The 21,331-nt window shown below is 40.3% G+C and carries 19 protein-coding genes; 11 read left to right on the top strand and 8 right to left on the bottom strand.

All coding sequences use genetic code 11. The features are described from left to right. Positions 1-32: 32 nt before the first annotated feature. A complete protein-coding gene (locus N1I87_RS05020; RefSeq protein ID WP_270584767.1) occupies positions 33-1,316 on the top strand; it encodes an IS110 family transposase in 1,284 nt (427 codons plus the stop codon). A gap of 506 nt (positions 1,317-1,822) precedes the next feature. Here N1I87_RS05020 and N1I87_RS05025 read toward each other — a convergent pair. Further along, positions 1,823-3,196 (bottom strand): IS1380-like element ISGsp2 family transposase, encoded by a 1,374-nt coding sequence (locus N1I87_RS05025; RefSeq protein ID WP_044899598.1) that lies wholly within the window; start codon positions 3,194-3,196, stop codon positions 1,823-1,825. A gap of 219 nt (positions 3,197-3,415) precedes the next feature. Between N1I87_RS05025 and N1I87_RS05030 the strand changes: the two genes are divergently transcribed. From N1I87_RS05030 to N1I87_RS05045, 4 genes are read left to right on the top strand one after another with little or no spacing between them, the layout of a single operon-like run. Continuing rightward, entirely contained in the window at positions 3,416-3,829 is a 414-nt protein-coding gene (locus N1I87_RS05030; RefSeq protein WP_341100868.1) for a DUF2000 domain-containing protein, read from the top strand. A gap of 15 nt (positions 3,830-3,844) precedes the next feature. Next, positions 3,845-4,615, top strand: coding sequence for a formylglycine-generating enzyme family protein (locus N1I87_RS05035; protein WP_003353593.1), 771 nt, complete (start codon positions 3,845-3,847; stop codon positions 4,613-4,615). 12 nt (positions 4,616-4,627) lie between these two features. Then, positions 4,628-5,263, top strand: coding sequence for a molybdopterin-dependent oxidoreductase (locus N1I87_RS05040; protein WP_341100870.1), 636 nt, complete (start codon positions 4,628-4,630; stop codon positions 5,261-5,263). A gap of 24 nt (positions 5,264-5,287) precedes the next feature. Next, entirely contained in the window at positions 5,288-6,628 is a 1,341-nt protein-coding gene (locus N1I87_RS05045; RefSeq protein ID WP_003353591.1) for an APC family permease, read from the top strand. Positions 6,629-6,936: 308 nt separating this feature from the next. Here N1I87_RS05045 and N1I87_RS05050 read toward each other — a convergent pair whose 3' ends face one another. The 6 genes from N1I87_RS05050 to N1I87_RS05075 form a co-directional block, all read right to left on the bottom strand. Continuing rightward, positions 6,937-8,142, bottom strand: coding sequence for a cytochrome P450 (locus tag N1I87_RS05050; RefSeq protein WP_003353590.1), 1,206 nt, complete (start codon positions 8,140-8,142; stop codon positions 6,937-6,939). Positions 8,143-8,291: 149 nt separating this feature from the next. Then, positions 8,292-9,194, bottom strand: a complete 903-nt coding sequence (locus tag N1I87_RS05055) for a class I SAM-dependent methyltransferase (RefSeq protein WP_003353589.1) — start codon at positions 9,192-9,194, stop codon at positions 8,292-8,294. Positions 9,195-9,881: 687 nt separating this feature from the next. Further along, positions 9,882-11,270, bottom strand: coding sequence for a VWA domain-containing protein (locus N1I87_RS05060; RefSeq protein WP_341100872.1), 1,389 nt, complete (start codon positions 11,268-11,270; stop codon positions 9,882-9,884). A 93-nt stretch (positions 11,271-11,363) separates the two neighbouring features. After that, the gene (locus N1I87_RS05065) at positions 11,364-12,548 is read right to left on the bottom strand and encodes a bifunctional lytic transglycosylase/C40 family peptidase (RefSeq protein WP_340396907.1); all 1,185 of its coding nucleotides are present in this window, start codon (positions 12,546-12,548) and stop codon (positions 11,364-11,366) included. Further along, on the bottom strand, positions 12,535-13,167 hold the full coding sequence (locus N1I87_RS05070) for a hypothetical protein (protein ID WP_340396905.1): 633 nt from the start codon (positions 13,165-13,167) through the stop codon (positions 12,535-12,537). The genes N1I87_RS05065 and N1I87_RS05070 overlap by 14 nt, the downstream gene beginning before the upstream one ends. Before the next feature lie 11 nt (positions 13,168-13,178). Continuing rightward, the gene (locus tag N1I87_RS05075) at positions 13,179-14,135 is read right to left on the bottom strand and encodes a hypothetical protein (protein ID WP_340396903.1); all 957 of its coding nucleotides are present in this window, start codon (positions 14,133-14,135) and stop codon (positions 13,179-13,181) included. A gap of 461 nt (positions 14,136-14,596) precedes the next feature. Here N1I87_RS05075 and N1I87_RS05080 point away from each other — a divergent pair, with 461 nt between their 5' ends. Continuing rightward, positions 14,597-14,893, top strand: a complete 297-nt coding sequence (locus N1I87_RS05080) for a hypothetical protein (RefSeq protein ID WP_048622918.1) — start codon at positions 14,597-14,599, stop codon at positions 14,891-14,893. 563 nt (positions 14,894-15,456) lie between these two features. On the opposite strand, the gene N1I87_RS05085 is transcribed toward N1I87_RS05080, so the two are convergent. Then, the gene (locus N1I87_RS05085) at positions 15,457-15,786 is read right to left on the bottom strand and encodes a GlpM family protein (protein WP_327798144.1); all 330 of its coding nucleotides are present in this window, start codon (positions 15,784-15,786) and stop codon (positions 15,457-15,459) included. A gap of 538 nt (positions 15,787-16,324) precedes the next feature. Between N1I87_RS05085 and N1I87_RS05090 the strand changes: the two genes are divergently transcribed. From N1I87_RS05090 to N1I87_RS05110, 5 genes are all read left to right on the top strand, one after another. Beyond that, positions 16,325-17,527, top strand: coding sequence for a transposase (locus N1I87_RS05090; protein WP_341100876.1), 1,203 nt, complete (start codon positions 16,325-16,327; stop codon positions 17,525-17,527). Positions 17,528-17,658: 131 nt separating this feature from the next. Further along, the gene (locus tag N1I87_RS05095; RefSeq protein ID WP_341100878.1) at positions 17,659-18,063 is read left to right on the top strand and encodes a hypothetical protein; all 405 of its coding nucleotides are present in this window, start codon (positions 17,659-17,661) and stop codon (positions 18,061-18,063) included. Positions 18,064-18,382: 319 nt separating this feature from the next. Beyond that, positions 18,383-18,940: an NADPH-dependent FMN reductase gene (gene ssuE, locus N1I87_RS05100; RefSeq protein ID WP_341100879.1), complete on the top strand. Its 558-nt coding sequence runs from the start codon at positions 18,383-18,385 to the stop codon at positions 18,938-18,940. Between the two features lie 134 nt (positions 18,941-19,074). Then, the gene (gene sfnG / locus N1I87_RS05105) at positions 19,075-20,148 is read left to right on the top strand and encodes a dimethylsulfone monooxygenase SfnG (RefSeq protein ID WP_341100881.1); all 1,074 of its coding nucleotides are present in this window, start codon (positions 19,075-19,077) and stop codon (positions 20,146-20,148) included. A 397-nt stretch (positions 20,149-20,545) separates the two neighbouring features. Continuing rightward, positions 20,546-21,286, top strand: a complete 741-nt coding sequence (locus N1I87_RS05110; RefSeq protein WP_445285708.1) for an ABC transporter ATP-binding protein — start codon at positions 20,546-20,548, stop codon at positions 21,284-21,286. Positions 21,287-21,331: the final 45 nt, after the last annotated feature.

Here is a 21,331-nt window from a genome sequence, read left to right on the forward strand (position 1 = left end):
CCCGAATTAATAATTACCAAGGAGGACTCAAGATGAATTATACGCAAAATCGTAAAATCTCGCAAATTACACCATCAACATTAATTGTAGGCATTGATATCGCCAAAGACAAACACGTCGCTCGAGCTCAGGATGATCGAGGAATCGAATTTGGAAAAAGACTGATCTTTGAAAATCGCATACATGGCTATCAAAAACTGCTTGATTGGGTTTCGAGGCATCAAAAGGAACACCAAAAAACACATGTCATTTTTGGTGTTGAGCCGACCGGTCATTTCTGGCTGAGTCTGGCCTATTTCTTGACTGCTAAAGGTTATGACTTTGTCTTGGTCAATCCTATGCATGTCAAAAAAACTAAAGAGCTGGATGATAACTCTCCAACTAAAAACGATACGAAAGATGCACGTGTGATTGCACAGCTGATTAAAGATGGGCGATACTCCGTACCAAATCTCTTAGATGGCATCTATGCAGAGCTAAGAGAAGGCGTCAAATTAAGAGATCAGCTCATCCAGCAGCTTATGATCACAGAAGGTCGTATTCAAAATCACATCCAGCGTTACTTTCCGGAGTTTTTCGATGTATTTAAAGACTGGGAAGGAAAGGCAGCTCTTTGTACATTAAGAAACTTTCCATTCCCCTCTCAGATTAAAGAAATGACATCAGAAGAAGTTCTTGCGAAATGGAAACAAGAAGTAAACCGTGGTGTAGGAATCAAACGAGCTACAAAGTTAATAGAAGCAGCGAAAAAGAGCATTGGTATCCAAATTGGTATCAAGTTTGCTAAACGTGAATTGGATTATTTACTCGATCAATATGAGCTATACAAAGAGCAATTAGGACAGTTAGATAAGGATCTGGAAGCACTTGTAGTAACGATACCTGGAGCGAAGGAAATGATCAATATTCAAGGCTTAGGTCCTACAACAGTCGCGCTATTCTTCGCTGAGGTCGGGGATATAACAAAGTATAGTCATCCCCAGCAATTAGTAAATCTGGCAGGGCTGTCATTACGTGAACATAGTTCCGGGAAGTTTAAGGGGCAAACCAAGATCACAAAACGAGGACGAAGTCGATTGCGAAGAGCTTTATACTTGGCCATTCGTCCACTCGTTGCCCATAATCCAACGTTTAAAGCCCTGCATCAATACTACACAAAGCGTCCTGATCGACCTTTGAAGAAACAGCAGTCACTGATTGCCTTGTGTTGTAAATTACTACGTGTCTTATTTGTCATTGGTCAAAAACAGTGTGAATTTGATGGTTCAAAGTTATTGAGAGGTTTGCCTCAAATCGATTCATTACAGGCAGCTTAAGGCTTTATTAAGTTCATGAAATCATTTCAGAATACCGTAATTATCTCAAATGACAAACACCAATAGTGCAGAGTTGGAGCTTATTTATTCCATACGGGCATGTGACCCAGCAAAGGAGCATATCCAACCTCCACCTCATGGATACGCAGGACGAAGGAATGTATGGAATTCAATCCGGAGAGATGTGGGAGGGTTAGCGACCGTGAGTGATGTGGAGATGATGAAGCACGGTTATACCTTATTTTTACCAAATAAATACAATTTGGTTGATAGGATGCCCCCTACCATGTAAATTATTTCCTGAATCCGTGATGAATTGAAATCGACTTTGATTTTGTTGTAATTTTGATGGATTGATAATCCATAAAACCCTTTTTATGCTTATGACCTATGTCATCTCTATTTCCGAAAATGGAACCAATCTCTTTTTTAGGTATACGAACCAAAAAAAGAGACAAAAAAGCACAGGGAGTGACGTTGGACATCAGCGACCGAACATTCGTTCGTTATCTTGCCTCTCTCCATTTCTGATAGACGTTCAGTAGGGGCTCGCTATAACCACTCCTTCGCGTCAGTTTCATCCAGATCTGTCGTGATCGACGGACGAGTCGCCCTGCCATCGTGATCACCGTCTGAATAATCGTCTTGATGCGGCGGCGTTTCACTTTGTGGTGCAACGGATGTCTCGGATCGCTTAATAGATCTTGTCCAATCAGACGAAGAAGATTGTAAACGAAGGCTCCCATGACCAACACGAGCGCATTCGTTTTCATCTTCCCAGATGGAAGCCGCTCTAAATCTAAGTCGCTCTTCAGTTCGCTATGAAACTGTTCGCATGTCGCATGGTCATGATACAACGCGAGCACATCGCTCATTCGAACATGCTCGTATCCTTTGAGCCGCACCCAATAGCTTTCCACTTCATAATCAGGAACGAGCATCAGCTGTCCATTGCGTTCCATCGTCCGTTCCGTCACTTGGGTGACTTGAACGTACGTATACGTGTTTCCATCGATCGCTGCCTTCTGTGGAAGGCATAGCTCATAGGTTTGTACTCCTTCGCTTTGTCCATCATCGACACGTTTGCCCTTTTGCGAAGCGATCTGGAACCAAAGCGCTTTCGATTCTCGGCGTAAGTTTCGCTTGATGACAAAGTCCACGTCTTCCTTTAGGCATACGTGCACATTCGCTTCTGCATCGTTTCCTGCATCCATGCGAACAAGCAGACGAGATGAAGTCAGTTGACGAGCTCGACGGATAGCGGTGACTAAAAACGAGGGCATGTTGTCTTGCACATGTTGTTTCCCTGGACGCAACTCGGCATGAACGAGATACCCTTCCTTCCCTGCATACGCAAACAACGGTGTAAAACCGTCAAATCCTTTATACGTTCGACTGACTCCTTCTTTTTTCGTATCGGAGTTGTCAAATGGGGAACCATCTATATCAAGGGGAAGCCATGTCGTCTTTCCTTTGGTCCAACAAGGGGACAAAGTGGCATGTCGTTGAATCAACAGACGTATGGACTCCTCCCAAAGAATCGTTTCGGTCATCGGAAGACAAGCGAGCTGATCGAGTCGTTGTCGCAAGGTTGGAGAGGAAGGCACGTGCTGAATCCCCATCGATGCCGAAAAGATATCGTCCTGACGATACGCTTCGATATGATCGAAATCCGTTTTTCCTGTGGCAAGCAAGCCAATCATCGAGCGAATGACATCGCTATGGGAAATGTGCACTTCTCGACGAACCGTTGGAAGCCGAAGTGCGTTTACCCGTTTATCCAGTTTCGTTCGATGGAGTAAGTAGCCAACGAGAGCAAGCCCAGCACTTGGGGTAATCGCTTCATCTGTCAATACAAACCGAATCGGGAAATCTTTCATCACATCACCTACTTGATGAAGAATCGTCAACGTCGTTTTTCCTTATCGTATCAACGGTTTGCGACCATTGTAAAGATGTTTTGTCACGGATTCAGGTATTTAAAAAAATTCAACATATATCCATTAAATGAGGTGTGTATTCTATTAAGTGTCTATGAAATTTTGAGAAAAAGCGAGTATTCGGGAGAAAAATAAACTTTATTGAGGGAGGAAAAAATCATGGAAATGAAATGTGTAATGGTTATTGATGCAGATTTACCTACAGGATTAATCTCAAATACTGCTGCGGTATTAGCCCTGACTTTGGGAAAGGAAATTGAGGGAATTATTGGTCCAACGGTAAAGGATGGAAGCGGTCATCCTCATGTAGGGATAACTACTACACCTATTCCTATTTTAAAAGGTGATTCCCTAAAAATTAAAGAGTTAAGGAACAAGTTATACGCAGAGGAATTTTCTGATTTATTTGTTGTAGATTTCACCAATGCGGCACAGACAACAAAAAGTTATGAGGAATATATCGAAAAAATTTCGACCTTATCAACAAACGATCTTGAGTATTTAGGATTGGCTTTATATGGAGACAAGAAAAAAGTGAATAAACTAACCGGAAGTATGGGGCTTCTCAAATAATAGGGGGAATCCAAGATGGGGAATCAAGTGAAAAATCAGTTAGACAATATGATTGTGATTCCAGGGGGGACTTTTCTTCGTGGCAGCAATGAATCGCCGGATGAACAACCAGTTAAATCCGTAACATTACACCCTTTTGCCATTGATAAAACACCAGTAACAAATAAACAATTTCGAGTATTTGTAGAAGCAGGCGGATATGAAAACCCTGTTTTCTGGCTTCCGAAAGGATGGGAGTATATCAAAACTAACAACATTAAATATCCAAATTATTGGTACGATGATCATTTTAATCAAGACGACCATCCTGTCACAGGAGTCAGTTGGTGGGAGGCAATGGCCTTTGCTACGTTTGTAGGCAAGACCTTACCGACCGAAGCGCAGTGGGAGTACGCATGCAAAGGAACGGATCAACGAAAATATCCGTGGGGAAATGAAGAACCAACTTCTAATCATGCAAACTTTGCTGTTGACTGCGATCCCGAAGAATTGAACCGTAGCTCAACCTCTGTTTATGCTTTTCCAAAGAATAAGTCCTTTTTCGGGTGTTTAGATATGGCGGGGAATTTTGCAGAATGGTGTTTGGATAATGTTTCTCTTAATTACGAATGGGATGAAACCGGAGTAAATCCATTATATCTTACGCAAGAAGAAGATTATCACATAGTTAGAGGTGGATGCGGACTACATAATGAAGATTTCATGAGATGTACAGCAAGAGATTACTATCCCGTTTCAGTCAGGGATAATCTAATTAGTTTTCGTTGTGTTATCAATCTTATTTAAGGAGAGAGGACTATGAATCCAATAGTTAAAACTCCAAATTTAGATCGAAAGCCATCTTCACTTCGTTATTATCAGGAAGGTCCACCAAAATCGGTTGATTTAAATACCTGGCGTAAATCAGTTACTGGATTAGTAGACAAAAAATTGAGTTTTACCTATCAAGATTTATTAGAGATGCCACAAATAGAAGAAAGCAGAAGAATGGTTTGTGTCTGTAATTGGAGTATTCGTCGGACGTGGAAAGGTGTTTTATTATCGAACATTATAGAAATGGCTGGAGTATCCCATCCTGAGAAGTATTATTTAAAGCAAACAAGTATAGGAACTAAGGAAAAAGGAGTTTATGAATCTACGATTCCTTTGGGTGATGCTCTTTCCAGACGGGCATTGATTGTTCACTCAGTTGATGGGGAACCTTTACCCATGGAACAAGGGTATCCTGTTCGATTATTTGATTTCGGTTTATACGGCTACAAAAACGTCAAAGGGTTGGCTCAATTAGAAGTGACCGAAGAATATCAAATTGGGGAATGGGAACGCCGTGCAGGATATGACATAAATGGGATTGTCCGTCCTAAAAAGTACTGGATTGTTGATTTGAAAAAATGGCGTTTTGTAGAAAAGCCAGGTGAAGTCACGGAATTTTAGCTCAATTGATGAAAGGGGAATTTCATGAACTTAAAAAGAGATTTAGGATGGAAAGAAGCTACCTCTCTTGGCACTGGCGCTATGGTCGGTGCGGGTATTTTTATTCTTAGTGGTGTAGCAGCTGGTAAAGCAGGGCCGGCTGTGATGCTTGCTTTTGTAATCGCAGCACTCTTAGAAATTTTACTAGGACTATGTTACGCAGAATTAGCATCGAGATACCCTAGAGCAGGTGGTGCTTATGAATATGTGAGGCAAACAATGGGTTCATTTGTTGGGACGTTAATTGGATGGTCATATTGGGGAGCATGGCTTGCAGCAAGCAGTTTCGTTTCACAAGGGTTTGGTAACTACCTTAACTCCTTAACGGGTGCTCCTCCGTTGCTAAGTGCAGTGGCACTCCTTCTGGTTTTAGGATTTCTAAATATTTTGGGTATCAAGTTCAGCGGCGTTGTTCAAGTGGGAATTGTCGTTGTTGAAATCATCGTACTCCTTTTATTTTTTGCTCTAGGTTTTGGTCATGTGGATTATTCGCTATATACACCTTTTGCACCTAACGGCTTTGAAGGAATTCTTGCCGCAGCATTAGTTGGTTTTCTTTCGATGGTTGGATGGGATGTGATTGTGGATGCAGGAGAAGAAATGAAAAATCCGAGTAAAACCATTCCAAAGGCTATTTTTTCATCCATTATCATCGTACTTTTTCTATACTGTGGTCTTTTATTCGTTTCGACAGGAGTCGTCCCTTGGCAGGAACTTGGATCATCAAAAGTACCGGTTGCTTTCGCAAGTCAGCAATTTTTAGGAGACTTCGGGCCGACCTTAGTTAGCATTGTGATTGTTATTGCTTTACCAGCCACAGCTAATGCTTTTATTATCTCGATTTCGAGAACTGCCTTTGCCATGGGCCGCAATGGATTTTTGCCGAAAAAAATTGGCTTTATACATCCTCGCTTCCAAACTCCGGTTTACGCTATATTACTAGGAGTTAGTATTCAAATTCTTTTTACATTGGTAAGTTCAATTAATATTGCAGTTAATGCAACAGGTTTTTTATATTTAATCACTTTTATTTTTACGATGATTGCCTTTTTTATCTCGAGAAGAAAAGCGACTCTTGAAGAAAAATCAACGCAGTTTTTAACTCCTTTTTATCCCTTTCTTCCAGCTTTAGCCTTAATCATCAGCCTTTGTTTACTAATTCCAGTTGGAGGGTCTGGCTTTTTTTCAGGATTGATATGGCTATCAACGGGGTTTTGTATCTATTTAATTCGTACTAAATCGATCAAAGCTACTGACAAAGTAAGAAGAAAAGAAAATGAGATCAAGATATCCTCCAATGAAGTGATCGACAGTGTTGTTGAGTGATTCTATCTTCGTGAGAAAGTGTAAATATAAAACCAAAAAAACATTTTCAGGGAATCAAAATCTAAAAAATGAAACATTAATAGTCATAAAACCTTTTGTTGATTATGGATTAAAAGAAGTAGCTCTTACGTCATATGAACATGCATTAATCTATTTGAGGGAGAAGGCTTTGCACAAGTGATCGAAGAGCACGACCAGAGATTGCGCACGCGTTTCCCGACCGATGGTTGCAGCCAACTTCTCCATTTAATACAAGCGCCTCATTGGTAAAGCGACCGGGGCGCTTATCATGCTTTTACGGAAACTGTTTATTTCACGGAAACGGGAAGCTTTTTCAATCCATAAATCGCTGTGCTATTGCCGATCGGAACAGGGCGGCGATCCGGTTGCCAAAAAAGGCGATCCACTCTTTGCAGGAGACTAGTTAAAGCGATGTTAGCTTCCAAACGCGCCAGGGGGGCACCCAGGCAAAAGTGGATGCCTTGCCCAAACGCAAGGTGGTGGTTGGGCTTGCGATGAATGTCAAACACATGGGCGTTTTCGAATTGGTTTTCGTCACGATTGGCGGAACCGATCCAAGCCATTACGATTTCGCCTTTTTTCAACTTGTTGTTCCTTAATTCCGTGTCTTGTTTCACTCTGCGGATGATGACTTGGGCGGGTGAACGGTAACGTAGCGTCTCCTCGACCAGTTGGGGAACCAGGGCAGGATCATGTTTGACCTGTTCAAACACCAGCTTATGCTCGATGAGGCTGTATACCGCATTGGAAATTAAATTGGTTGTAGTCTCATTTCCCGCCACAAGCAATAAGTTGCAAAAGGCAATTAGTTCTTGGCTGGACAGTTTCGCTTCCTCTTCCTTCGCTTTGATGAGGATCGAGATGAGGTCATTTCCTGGATGTGCCCGTTTTTCTTCAATGATTTGCTCAAAAAAGGCGCTTAATTCCGCTTCGGTTCTGTTGCGAATCTCTTTGAATTTGGCCAAGTGTTCGGGGTGATCGTTCTCGGGGGAACTGACCAGCGTATCCGACCAGTCTTTGAACCGTTTCATTTCGGACGATGGAACACCCAACATCTCGGCAATGACAATCACGGGCAAAGGATAAGAGAAATCATTTACAATATCAAATTCCGATTGCCCTTGGACCGAATTGAGCAGTTCCACTGCAATCTCATGAATACGGGGTTCCCACTCTCTCATTACTTTGGGAGTAAAGGAGCGACTGACTATGGAGCGGATATCGGTGTGCTTGGGCGGGTCCATGGCAATGATGCTTTGTGAAAGTGAACTCTGCCCTCTTCGCGGAATGACATTTGAGAAAAATTCCTTATCCTCCAATACCCTTTTGACATCTTTATAGAGGAAAACATTCCACATGCCTGCCTTGTCATTGTAATAAACGGGGGTTTGTTTCCTCATTTCTTCATACCACAGGAAAGGATCATAGGGGTCTATTTTCCCACGCAAATAACTGCTGGGGATCAGTCTGACATCCATCGTTCGATTTTCCATGAGTTTCCCTCCAAAGTGAGATCAATTTGAAAAGATAAGACTCTTTTATTGTGCGACATGGGTATTAACGGCTTCCCTCCGCGCCCTCGAGAGAAAAGAGACATCTCTTTTGGAATAGGCAGGTCTCCGTGTTCATCATGCCCAATGAATTACTCTACTACTGCCCTCGCAAAGCGCACATGTTTACTCGCATAATAGCCGTCCGTTCGACTCTGAAAATAGCGTTCTTGAATATCGGATGGGCTTAAGTTCTCATGAAGACGGAGCCCTAAACTTTCCAGTTCAAAAGCCAGTGTTGACGGATCAAAGGTCGTTTTAATCGGCTCGCCTATCTTTCGTAAATTCTCCTGTATCTTTTTCATATATGGAGTAGCTTCTTCTGGTACAAAGTAATCGAAAATAACCGCACTGCCCACGGGGGCAATATCGGTAATGGAACGCAGCGTTGCGAACACTTCGTTTTGAGTTAAGTACATTGTAACACCTAGCCAACTAAAAAAACTTTTAGTCTGCAAGTCATACGAAGTTCCCTTGAGTGCATCAGCCAAACTCTCCTTTGTGAAATCCACAGGTACAAAGTGAAGATTTGATGGGATTTCCCATTCTAATTCAGCCAGTCGATTAAGTTTGAAGGCTTGTGTGGCCGGGTGGTCAACTTCAAATACCTGAACCTGACTTAGGAGATCCGGACGACGAAAAGCAAAGGTATCCATCCCAGCCCCGAGTATCACATACTGCTCCACCCCTTGTTTTACAGCCTGATCAAGGTTGTCTTCCGTATATCTTGAACGGCTAAGGACATTAGGTAACCCCATGGCTTGCAATAAAGACGGCAAGGTATTTGTCGCCTGGTCGGAGCATGCCAAGATACTTTCAGGAACATTAATCTGGAGAGCTCTAGAAAATCCTTGTTCAATGAGTGCACGTCTTTCCTCTGGAATCAAACGATAGGCTAGAAAGTCATCAAAAATTTTTGGAGTATCATTCATGGCATGGTAGGCACGTAAGTAGGCGGTCATTATTGCAGTAAGACTGACTTGGTTTTCTTTCATTTGAATATCCTCCTTTTAGAGCCAATCTCCTTAGGAACTGAGAGATAACTCTAAAAAGAAGTATACCAAACCCACCTCTTGTGTAAATAATTAAATTTAAATAATATCACAATAATAAAATTTTGTCAAGTTTTATTTCAAGAAGCCGTCGAGAAGATGCCCCATGGTGAATTCTTAGAGATTAAAGGCACTGCTCATGCTGGTCTCTTTGCGAAGGCTGACGAGATCAACAATGCATTGATTGACTTCTTTTCTAAGCAACAACACCATAAGAGGTAGTGATCACATTTATACTAAAAATTTCTGTGATCCCATATAGAGTGACCATTGAAAAATATAACCGACTCCTTAAGGTACAGGTAGTCGGTTAAAATGCGTCTAAAATGTGTCTAAACGTACAATTTTTCCGAAATTATACGGTTACCCCCAAGATACGGTTAATGCAAACACCAATGAGCGCGGAGTATATTCCAAACTGAGGAGGGCCTTAACACGATCGCATATCATCCTGAGTATCTGTTGTAAAAAACCGATGACTGATTTTTTAGCCAAGAGTGGGAACATCCAACATCTCCTTTATTCATTAAATTTGAACGTTCGTACATAAAGGAAGAGCTTCAAGCAAGCAAAGAAAAACATTCGTTTTTTGCTAACTTGAAGCCTTTGAAACCAAAATAATATTCGTGATTATTTTCGATATTTATCTTTCATTTCTTCGCCTTTTTCATCAATAGCATCTTTTAATTTTCTTCCTTCTGTTTTGACTGTCTCAATTAAACTTTTGTATTTTTCCTGAATGTACTCATCTAAAATCTTACGACGTTGTTGAATAAGGCTTTCTACTTCATCCCGTGTTTCAGGGCTAATTTGTTCTCTGTCACGCAAATAGTATACGGCATCAGTTAAATGAGCTTTTTCATCATAAATTAAGTTTTGAAATTTTGACTTATTGCTGTAAAGAGCATTTTCTTTCTCGTTTTGTTCTCTTGATACATCATTCCAATTTTCAGCAATCCAAGAACTCCACTCATTGAACAGACGAACACGTTCCCTATCCCAAACTTGTTTGAAGTCTTCTGCTGTATCCACCGTTTCAAATTCTCCGCCGCTGGCTTCTGCAACCGAAATTAATTGTTTTTGACCATTGCTATCTACATCAAAGCCAATGATATTGACAACGGCTTTAATATTGGAATCATGAAGTTCCTTTGCTGCCTTTACCGGATCACCGTCACATGTTTCAATTCCATCACTTACCACGTAAATGATATTTTGTCCTGGCTTATTTGCTTTTTCAAAATCCTTTTTTGTTTCCGTAATTGCTAAAGCAATTGGTGTCCAACCTGTAGGTTGGAATTTCCCTAATGAAGCTTTAAAATCGGTAGCATTATAAGGCTTTAAATCATAAACCACTTCTGTGCTTCCACATGAAAGTTTTTTATCTTTGTCACTGTTACTTCCTTTATGTCCATATACTCTTAGTGAAACATTTGCTCCTTCTGGCATAGAAGAGACAAACTGATTAACAGCTTCTTTTGCAAGATCCATTTTTGTTTTACCACCAATTTTTTGAGCCATACTTCCACTGGCATCAAGCAAAATAGCGATATTAGCTGTTCCGTTGACTACTTGACCGTTATCAAGCTTCATTCCTTCAGGAGTTTTCGAAAGGGTTGTTTCAATGTGGGGATTAAAATTCTCCGCAAAATCATAATATTCTTTATAACCCTTTGATTCATTCATGAGCTTTAACAGTTGGTTGTAAACTTGAAAACTATCTTTATCTTGGAAGTTCTGCTCATCTAATGCTCTATGTACCACGGCTTCATTATAGGCATTACCTGAATATTTTCCTTTCTTCTCTTTCACAATTTCTTCTATACTCGTAGCAATTTGTATTTCTTCTTCTGAAGCAGCTTTTTCTTCCTTTTTAGTTTCTTCCTTGTTAGTTTCTTTGGATTTCTCACTTTTTGCATCAGTGGATGTTTGATCCTTTATACCACAAGCAGTTAATACAAATGCTAAGAATAAAACTAAAAATGAAAACAGTAACCGTTTTTTATTTTTTACTTTCATTGTAACCCTCACCTTTTAGAATTTTTGTTAAAGATTAGAGACGGGCAGGTAGTTGCATTTTTGTAAATTGAAAACTGTATGTTTTTTCATCCCTTATATTCTTTTAACCCGTCCATTGAATTTCTCCTTCCAGTAGCCCTTTGACATATCAGCAATCGCCACACCGGTACTCGATTGCGCCCCTATGAACTTGCCATTACCCACATAGATACCGACATGTCCATCTTTTTTATAAGTGTCAAAGAATACAAGATCACCCGGCTTCATTTTACTAGGTGAAACCGGCTTTCCTAAATACTTGAGCGTTTCTGTGCTAGTTGAACTTAACGGACCAAGATCGATGCCAACTTGAGCAAACGCCCAATGCACAAAGGATGAACAATCAAAGCGTCCTCTTGCTATATCACTCTGATTTCGTCCACCACCAAAAACATAGACAGAATTTCCAATCCACTTCATTCCAACATCAATAACTTCTACGCCAGTATTTCCTCCACCGCCGACTTTAATAGTGACATAGCCTTTCACGTACCGATCGGCAAAACCGAGAACTTCTTCGACGTACCAATCCGCATGATTGTATGAGAAAACTGCATCTCTGAAACGTCCTTCAGATGCACCGTTTGCAGCAAGATAGTTTGCTGCAGAATGGATGGCATCTTCTATATCCCACGGATCAGCTTTTCCGTCACCATTTGCATCAACACCATAGCCGCCATACTTCGCAATAACAGCTGGATTCGTTTTTTGGGATGTAGGAATATTCCCTTTTCCTAATCCTCCACAGGAAGGATGCTTCCAGCCAACCCATGTACAAGGCATGAACTGCAAATGACCTTCTGCACCAACCGGGGAAATCATAGGGTTAATCGTAGAAAAACGTGTTTCTACCCGATGCTGCGCAGCAATAAGATTCCACGGTACCCCATATTTTTGTTCAGCAGCTTTATAATATGGGATGAACTGCGCGGGTATTTCATTGGCTCCTATTTCCGATATTTCACCGCCCCAATAGCCACTGCCTTCCGGTCTTTCTTCTTCACCACTTGAAGCAATAATAATGAAAGCTGCAATCGCGAAAAATGCAAAAACCAAAACAACAGCGACAATGGCTAAAATAACCGGAAGTCCAATAGTAGAACCACTGGCCGCAGCTGCTTTTGTAGCTGCGGATTTTAAAGCTTTTTTAGCAGCAGCTTTTCCAACTTCACTGGCGGTTTTCTTTAAGGCCGAGCTGCCTTCTGTTTCATAGCCGTTAGGATCATTAGTTTGGGACATTTACTCTCACATCCTCTACCTTCCATTCTCCTTCGACCTCACGCAGCCCAAGTAAATACCAATCTTCCGTTTCTGAGGTTGTTCCATCAACTGATTTCGCTTCACCTGTCACCATCACATTCCAACGAACAACGACGCTACTCTTGTTAACCACCGGGGTAACTTGTGTGTCCTTGACGGTCAAATAAGACCGTTCAAGGACTTCTCGTCTGCCGTTTCGTTTCATCTTTTCATATAAAGCATCTGTCATATAGGGCTTCGCGTTTTCTAAATACTTCATTGGTTCATCCGCGCTGTAAGTATGAAAAGCTTTTGCAAATTGAACTGCAATCTCCTTCGCTTCATTCAGTGTTTCTTCTGAAAAACGCTCGGTTTGATCGTACTCATTTGTTCGATCATTACTTTCTAACGATTCGTAATGTTCCGAAACCGATGATTCAACTTGTTCAATCGATTCAGCTGCATTTTTTGGATTTTGTTTTACGGCCGCGTCTTCTTCTTTATTCATGCTCCGAAATACAGCTGATACTGTGAAGCCAACAACTAGAAAAACAAAAAGGATGAAAAGAAACAACTTGATTCGATCGCTCTTACTGTTATGAAAATCCCATCCGAACACATTTGTTCCTCCTAACGCTCTGTTCTATTCCCTCTCTCTCTATTTGTGGTGTTTTCACTCTCTTGGTTAATAGTTTCATTGATTTGTTCACGAGTTACGTTATTGATATTGCTCACATTTTCTCTTACGCTTTGCTCGGTTCTTCTTGTAACATTTCTTGAAACACTTTCTCTTTCCGTCATGTGTTCTTGAACATTACGATTAGTTTCCGTTACGTTATTAATTCGGTCTTCGTGGCTATGCTGGTTCATCAAATTAATTTTACGCCCGCTTTGGGTACGATCTGAAAGCTTTACATCACGCATTTCAGCCTGATCTACTGAAGGAGCTGCTTCACGTTGTGCATCCTGTATATTTGTTCGATCTGTTAAAGCAGATTCAGCAAGATTTCCTCGTTTGCGACGCAAGTCCTTGATATTCATAACATTATCATTCTTAGAATCTACAGCTTTTTCACGAGCAACATCCAAAATGCTTTGAGGTACGTTTAGTTTTTTTCCTATAGCAGCTTTATCTACCTGACGATCCATTAGCTGTTTACGGTCAGCTGTCGCTGCATTTTCAATACCTGAACGGTTTTTGTACATTTCTTGACCTTCATAAAATTCTTTATTTCTACGATCTGCCAGCATGGTACTACTAACAGAACTCTTGAGACCGTCTTTTGTTGCTTTCAGCTGTTGTTGTCTTTCTGCTAACTGATCTTTATCACGAACACCTATGTTGCTCTGTCCTACCTGACGTTGTGCTAAAGGCTGATTCCGAATACGTCCACGTGTGTTCAGTTGATCTAACACATCTTTGCCGGTACGAGCAATATTTCGAGTTTGCTTAAACTTCTGACGGTAACTCTGTAACGTTGCCCCTGTGCTACTTTGAACATTATTTGTAGCCGTTGCTACCATGCTGAATAATTCTTTTCGTTTCGCCCAAATACCAACGAAACAGATGATCTGAAGAATCATCATACCAAGATACCCTAAATCAGACGATTCAGTTGCACGATATAAAATCGCGGAAATTCCAAACAAGATGGTTAACAGTAGGGCAATCCAGCAGAAGAGGATGAATTCAAAAAAGAAGTTTTAGCTAAGTAAAATTCGGACTTATTTAGAAAGAAGCCGAACAGCGGAATGTCCATTTCAGCATTGGTAAAATTGGTCGCAGATCGATCAGTCAAAAAGAACTTCAGTATGATCACATCACCATAAGATTGGGATTGCAGCATCAGAAGTCCGATTGAATCTGTCGGAAAAAAGTTTCTGCAAAACGATTGAAGCATGCAAATATGAAACGTCCATTTGGAATTTATACATCTAGAATGATAAAAGAAACCGGGAAGCTGGTTCAGAACGTGGATGATGGCATGATACTCCATTTGCTCGCGGTGGTCAGAATTTTATTGAATGTGCGGGGAGGATAACGAATTATGGTGCGAGTAGGGGATTGGGTGAAGGTGTGTTTAAAGGATTATGACGTGATTGGGTTTGTCATTGCGACTTACGGTTATTCAGCCGTTATTCAGAAAACGATTTATGTTCGAGACGGGATCATCATGATCACTCGGGAGGATCCGGTGAAATATTCACTAGGTTTATTAAAACCGATCCCTGAAACGATTCATCCAGATGATTTACCCGTGTTGATTGATATGGCATTAGATCATTATGATCGAGAATGGTTCGAGGAACTAACAAGGAAAAAGAATGTGCATAAGAAACGATAAGAACGGCGCCGCGAGTACTAGGATGAAGAAAAAATTGTCCAGCGATAGAGACGCTGAAGGTGGAATATGGAAATGATTTCAAGAAAGTCATTGATTAGACAAAACAAATATGGGAAACAAATGAGGGGGTGAACATTGTTTTGCAAAAAGTTGAAGAATGATTAGGGGTTCCATTATGAAAATTGAAAGTAACAAAAAAAGGCAAGATGGTTTTTTGAAGAAAAGAGTGGAGATAAGCAATTGAATGACAAATGTTTCATCATAAAGTTAAAAAGATCCCCATTTCATTCCGCAGGAAAATGAAAGTTGGGTATTAGTTGAAATGATTGTAAGCGCATTATCGGATCTATTTTTCTGAAATTCACTTTGAACGATTGACCTTATTGCAGATGTCAAGGTTCACCCCTTAGATTTTAAAATGAAGAGAAAGCGTCTTGAAATCTTCGTACAGGTTCAACCTAGTTACATACATCCAGAAGTGATAAAAAAGTTGGTCCAAACGGATCCATATAATTCTAATCAAAAACCTACTAGAAAAAGTCTCTAGTAGGTTTTTAGGTAAATTAAGCTATCATTATTTTAGACATGAAGAGGTAAGCAGCATAAATGAATACGGAAAGCAAAACGGCATAAGACGGCTTCATCCAATTGGTCAAGAGAAAAACACAAAATACAAAAAGGGCTAAACCGAGCGCACCGAAAATACCACTTTTTTGAGCTGTATGAAACTCCTTTGAACTCATGAATTTCATTTGCAGCGTCATGTTGGCCAATGTCATGAGTGGAAGTACAGTGATCAAACCAGATATAAACAAATTTTTGGATTTGCTGAAATAAGTCGCAAATGCAAGGATGCAGCCGCCTAAGATAAACTTTGAAACATATTCCAACATTGTATGGCACTCCTAAAAAATTGCGTTTTAAGTAATTATGACATAAAAAAATTGAAAGTAAACTCTTGAAAATGATCATTTGTTTATTTTATGAATATATCATAACCAATGGTGTTTCTTAGAAATACTAAAAAATACGTTTAACTGATGAGATAAACTTCCGCTGGAATGAGTAGGCTATTTTTAAAAAAGCACGTGCAAAGATATGCCGTTTTTGTATATGTGCTGGGAGGCAGCAGAGTGATTGAAAACTTAGGAAAGAGAATTACAAGATCCTGGCACTTATGATGAATATTGAAATAGAATGGGAGATTTTAGTATGGATTCGATTCGAGTGACTAAATACAACCCTCAGTACAGAGATACGAACGATGTGTACACTAGAGAAGAGTGGACTAGTTTTTCAGATATTGAGCATTTTGCACATTTTTCAACCCAAGAGCCATAAGGTTTTCTAAAGCATAAAAAAGGACTTCACCCCTTATTTGTAGAATTTTGAAGTGACCAAACCACAAAAATCCACAAGGAGGAAGTCACTTTGTATATTCTACAAGAAAGTCTATTTTCCTTTGAAGAATTGCAAATTTTAGAGTCAAAAGAGAAATTACCGATCTTTTTTAGTGCTCTAGATTTGCGTCCTTATGCTAAACAATTGAAAAGTTCTTCACCCCAAGGGGCTGAAGGACATTCCAAAGAAGGGATATTAAGGGCTCTTATCGCTGCCCCATTAGAAGGTATTGATACTTTTACTTCTCTTCACAATCGATTGAAAAATGACCTGCGTTTTCGTTACCAATGTGGTTTAGATATTAGCAGGCCTGCACCATCCATCTCTACTCTTAGCCGAGTATTTTCTTCACTAACCAAAACTGGACTTGTGAAAAGAATCTTTCAAGATCTCGTCCAGTTAGCTCAAGAGGAAGGAGTAATTGATGGAAAACATCAGGCTATCGACAGTGCCGCCATTGATGCTTACGAAAAGAAGCAGCCTAAGAAGCGAAGTGAACAAACAGGCAACGCCAATTGGGGGGCAAAGTTTGATTCCTTCGGTAATAAAATTACTTGGTTTGGCTATAAGATGCATCTTTCCGTTGACACCAAAAGTGAATTACCAATGGCGATTGAAGTAACCCCTGCTCATATCAACGATGGGGATGTCGCACCACAATTAATTGAACAAGTAAAGAGTTGTACAAACTCTAAAATTGATTTCCTGATAATGGATGGTGGGTACGACCAGCTTAAAAACTACGAATCCGCCAAGAACATTGGGGCTCAAGCTATTATTCCACTCAATTTGCGTAATGAAAAGGAGCCTCCCGAAGGAATTGCCTCCAATGGAACCCCACGCTGTTCGATGGGGTACGAAATGACTTATTGGGGAGCCAATAAGGATCAGCTCAAATTCAGATGTCCACACGCAACCGGAAAAGTGGATTGCCCATTAGGAATGGCAGCCTGTTCATCCTCCAACTATGGAATGGTAGTAAAAATTAACGTGAATAAGGATCTTCGCCGGTACTCTAATCCACACCGCGATTCCAAACGTTGGAAAGAACTTTACAATGAGCGAACCAGTGTAGAACGGTGCAATTCAAGAATGAAAAGTGATCTTACAGCGAACTCCCTGCATGTGTGGGGAATCGATAAAGTAAAAACTCATATTTACTTGAACGCCATCGTATTACTGGTTTCAGCTCTCGCAATGGCAAAAGAGAGTAAAAAGCAACAAACCGCTTAAAAAATTTTTAAAGCGAAAAATTCTGCAAGTACGCCCAAAAAAGGACAAACAGAATATTTGTAAACCAAAGATACAAAATACCCCAATTTATTTGGGTTTCTTTTAAAACTCTTTTTAATAAAAATCTAATTTTGCAAAATGCTCATATTAATAAAGTGTTTCAAGGTAAGTTATTTTCCTTAAATGAATATTTACTTGTAGAGGAGAAATATATAAAAGCTGTAAAAACAATTTTAAAAGAAAAGAATATCAAAAACTTAAAAATTCGTGATCTAGAGATATATTCTGATGATCTAAACCTGAATCTAAAAGAGGGAGATAGTATAGGGTCCTTAAATTTAAACGAAGTAATGAAAATGATTCTTAGGGAAAACATTTGGTGTAAATTAGTTTCGGATGATTATTTTGAAATACATTTTGGCTACGATTATTATATGTATTTTGTGAGTAGTGAAATTTCCAATCGTGTCATTGAGAGTGTGAAAGAAATTGAAGGATTATTTGTAGAAAAAAGAAAATCACCTTATATCCGATGAATGATTTTTGTTGGGGTACAAATTTTTTCCAGTCGTTAAGCACTGTCTTTGCAAAAGCATTTTTTTTAAAGTGCAATAGTGATCTTTCAAAGTTTTATAGGCTTTATCATTTAAGTGAATTTTTCATATCGAAAACAAAAAGATTTGGAATGGTTTCAGTTCGTCCATCCAAATTGACGGAATATAGCGACTTTTATTCTTTTTGATATTGACACTTAGCAGGGACGGTGATAATATACAATAAATCAGACTAAACAGGTATGATTTATAAGTTTAATAAAATTAATTCTATTATTTAGAAAAATAAGGGGGAGTTTAAATGGGGAAAATCGTGATTATTAACGGGAATCCTTCGCTGACATCGAGACTGAACGGAATCATTCAATATGTTGAACGAAAGTTGCTGCAAGAGGGGGTTGATATTGAACATATCCAAGTTGCGGAATTGCCGGCGGACGATTTGATCAAAGCCAATTTTGACAGCGACGCTATACGGAAAGCGAATCAAAAAGTAGAGGAAGCGAAGGTGATCATCATCGCGAGTCCGGTATATAAAGCGTCGTATACGGGTGTATTAAAGACCTACCTCGATTTGCTTCCACAAAAAGCTTTAACCGGAAAAATCATTCTGCCACTGTTTATCGGCGGCTCAATCGCTCATCTTTTGTCCATCGATTATGCGCTGAAGCCGGTACTATCCACGTTGGGCGCAAGGCACATTATCGGCGGGGTGTATGCGGTGGATACTTGGATAACCCGAAATGGAAACAACGGCTATCATCTATCGGAAGAATTGATTCGTAGATTAGATGAAGCAGTCGCAGAATTGCTAGAAGAAATAGAATTAAGAAGCGGATTGCCGGAAAAGGTCAAGTAAACCGTCAAAGGCTAACGAAGCAAGACAGAAGCTAGATTTATACAAATATATTTCTGAATATTAAAAATAAATTTACTTATTTCTAGAAGAGGTCTGACTTTATATCGATCCATTTTTAAAAAGGGGTGAAGAAAATGTCTTTGAAGTTTGCTTATTGGGTTCCGAATGTTAGCGGCGGATTGGTGATTTCCAAAATTCCTCAAAAAACAGGCTGGTCCTTTGAGGATAATGCCAGATACGCTCAAATAGCTGAAGAAGCAGGATTTGAATATGCGTTGCTTCAAACGAGATTTCTGGCAAGCTACGGTGCGGAAAATCAATTGGAGGCTATCACGTTGGCATCCGCATTGGCGGCGGTAACGAAGAAGATTAAACTGATTTCGGCGGTGCTTCCCGGCTTATGGCATCCGGGGACGGTAGCCAAAATGATTTCCACCATTGATCAAATCAGCCATGGACGTGCCGCGATTAATATTGTGAGCGGGTGGTTTAAAGGAGAATTTAACGCATATGGCGAACCATGGCTAGACCACGACGAAAGATATCGGAGATTCGAGGAGTTTATCAATGTGCTTCGAAAATTGTGGACGGAGGAGGAAACCCATTTTCGTGGTGATTTTTACCGAATAAACGGTGCTCCATTAAAGCCGAAGCCTTTGAGAGTTCCGGAGATTTTCCAAGGAGGGAATTCTTTCGCCGCACGAAAGATGGCATCCAGAGTATCTGACTGGTATTTCATGAACGGAAATACCATCGAAGGCATTAAAGCACAAATTGATGAGGTGAATTCGCTCTCGGCTGAAAATAACCGTAAGCTGAAATTCGGCGTCAACGCATTTGTGATTGTGAGAGATACAGAAGAGGAAGCTAAACAGGTGCTTCGTGACATTATTGCTTATGCGGATGGCGAAGCTGTGGAAGGATTCCGCAGCCAAGTGCGCTTTGCCGGCAAAGCTTCTCCGGAAAGAGAAGGAATGTGGGCCAATTCGGATTTCAACGATTTGGTTCAATACAACGACGGTTTTAAAACCGGATTGATCGGTACGGCGGAACAGGTGGCGGATCGTATAATCGAACTCAAAAAAATCGGAGTCGACCTTATCTTAACCGGATTCCTTCATTATGACGAAGAAATTCGATTATTCGGGGAAAAAGTGATTCCATTGGTTCGAGAAAAGGAAGCCATATTAAACGTGGATGCTGTATAAAAATGGACTTTTTATGAAAAGTATGATGTTGAACGTAGCAAGGAATGGTTATGTACAACTAAATGTAGAAAGAAGACTTGCGAGAAGAATCCCCCTCTATTGTTGAAAAAGATATTCGACCAATTACCAAAATCATTGATTAAAACAATGTGTTTCCAAATCTTTAAATGCTCGCTAAAACGGGATGGATGCGGCTGGGATTGCATTTGTAAGTGCTCCATTATACAAAGAAGGGGGCATTTCTGCGGTATTTTCTAAATCCTTGATAAACAGCAGCGGGATGATGGAATATTTAGACGGACAAATCTACATCACCATAATTATGAATATTCGTAAAATTGGTTATTGAAATAGGGAGGAATGAGGATTGGGGGTAGGGTCAATAGGTTTCCATTTAATGGTCAAAGAGGTTAGCAAGCGATTTAATAATGTCCAAGTATTGAATCATTTAAATTTGGAAATCGAACCTGGGGAATTTGTTGCTATTATTGGGCGCAGCGGCTGCGGCAAAAGCACTCTGTTGCGTCTTCTTGCTGGACTTGATGTTCCGACAGAAGGGGAAGTGCTTCTTGACACTAAAAGAGTCAAAGGAGTTCATCCCGATACGCGAATACTTTTTCAAGATGCTAGATTGCTTCCTTGGAAAAGAGTGATAGCGAATGTACAAATCGGTGCAAGAAACGGAGACAAGGACAGAGCAGAGGAAGCACTACAGCTCGTGGGGTTGGAACATAAAGCGAAAGAATGGCCCGGCATACTATCCGGCGGACAGCGCCAGCGCGTCGCTCTTGCGAGGGCGTTGGCGGGTAACCCGCGCCTCCTGTTATTGGATGAACCTCTTAGTGCATTAGATGCTCTGACACGTATCGAAATGCAAGAATTGATTGAACGAATTTGGCATCAGCAACGATTTTCTGCCGTTTTGGTCACACACGACGTCAGCGAGGCTGTCGCTTTGGCAGATCGTATCGTCTTGATCGAAAATGGGGCTATCTCTCTTGATATACCGGTAGATTTACCCCGTCCGAGAGAAAGAAATACGGGCTTTGCCTATTATGAAAAGCTCATTCTGGATCTTCTTATGGGAAAAGAGACTAAAGAGACTTTAGAATCTGCGTTTATGTTCTCTTCCAAATAATAGTTTATAAATGTTGAATATTTTTTATTCTAACTGTAGATGAGC

Source organism: Bacillus sp. FSL W8-0102 (assembly GCF_038007225.1).
Classification (GTDB): Bacteria; Bacillota; Bacilli; order Bacillales; family DSM-4216; genus Bacillus_O; species Bacillus_O smithii.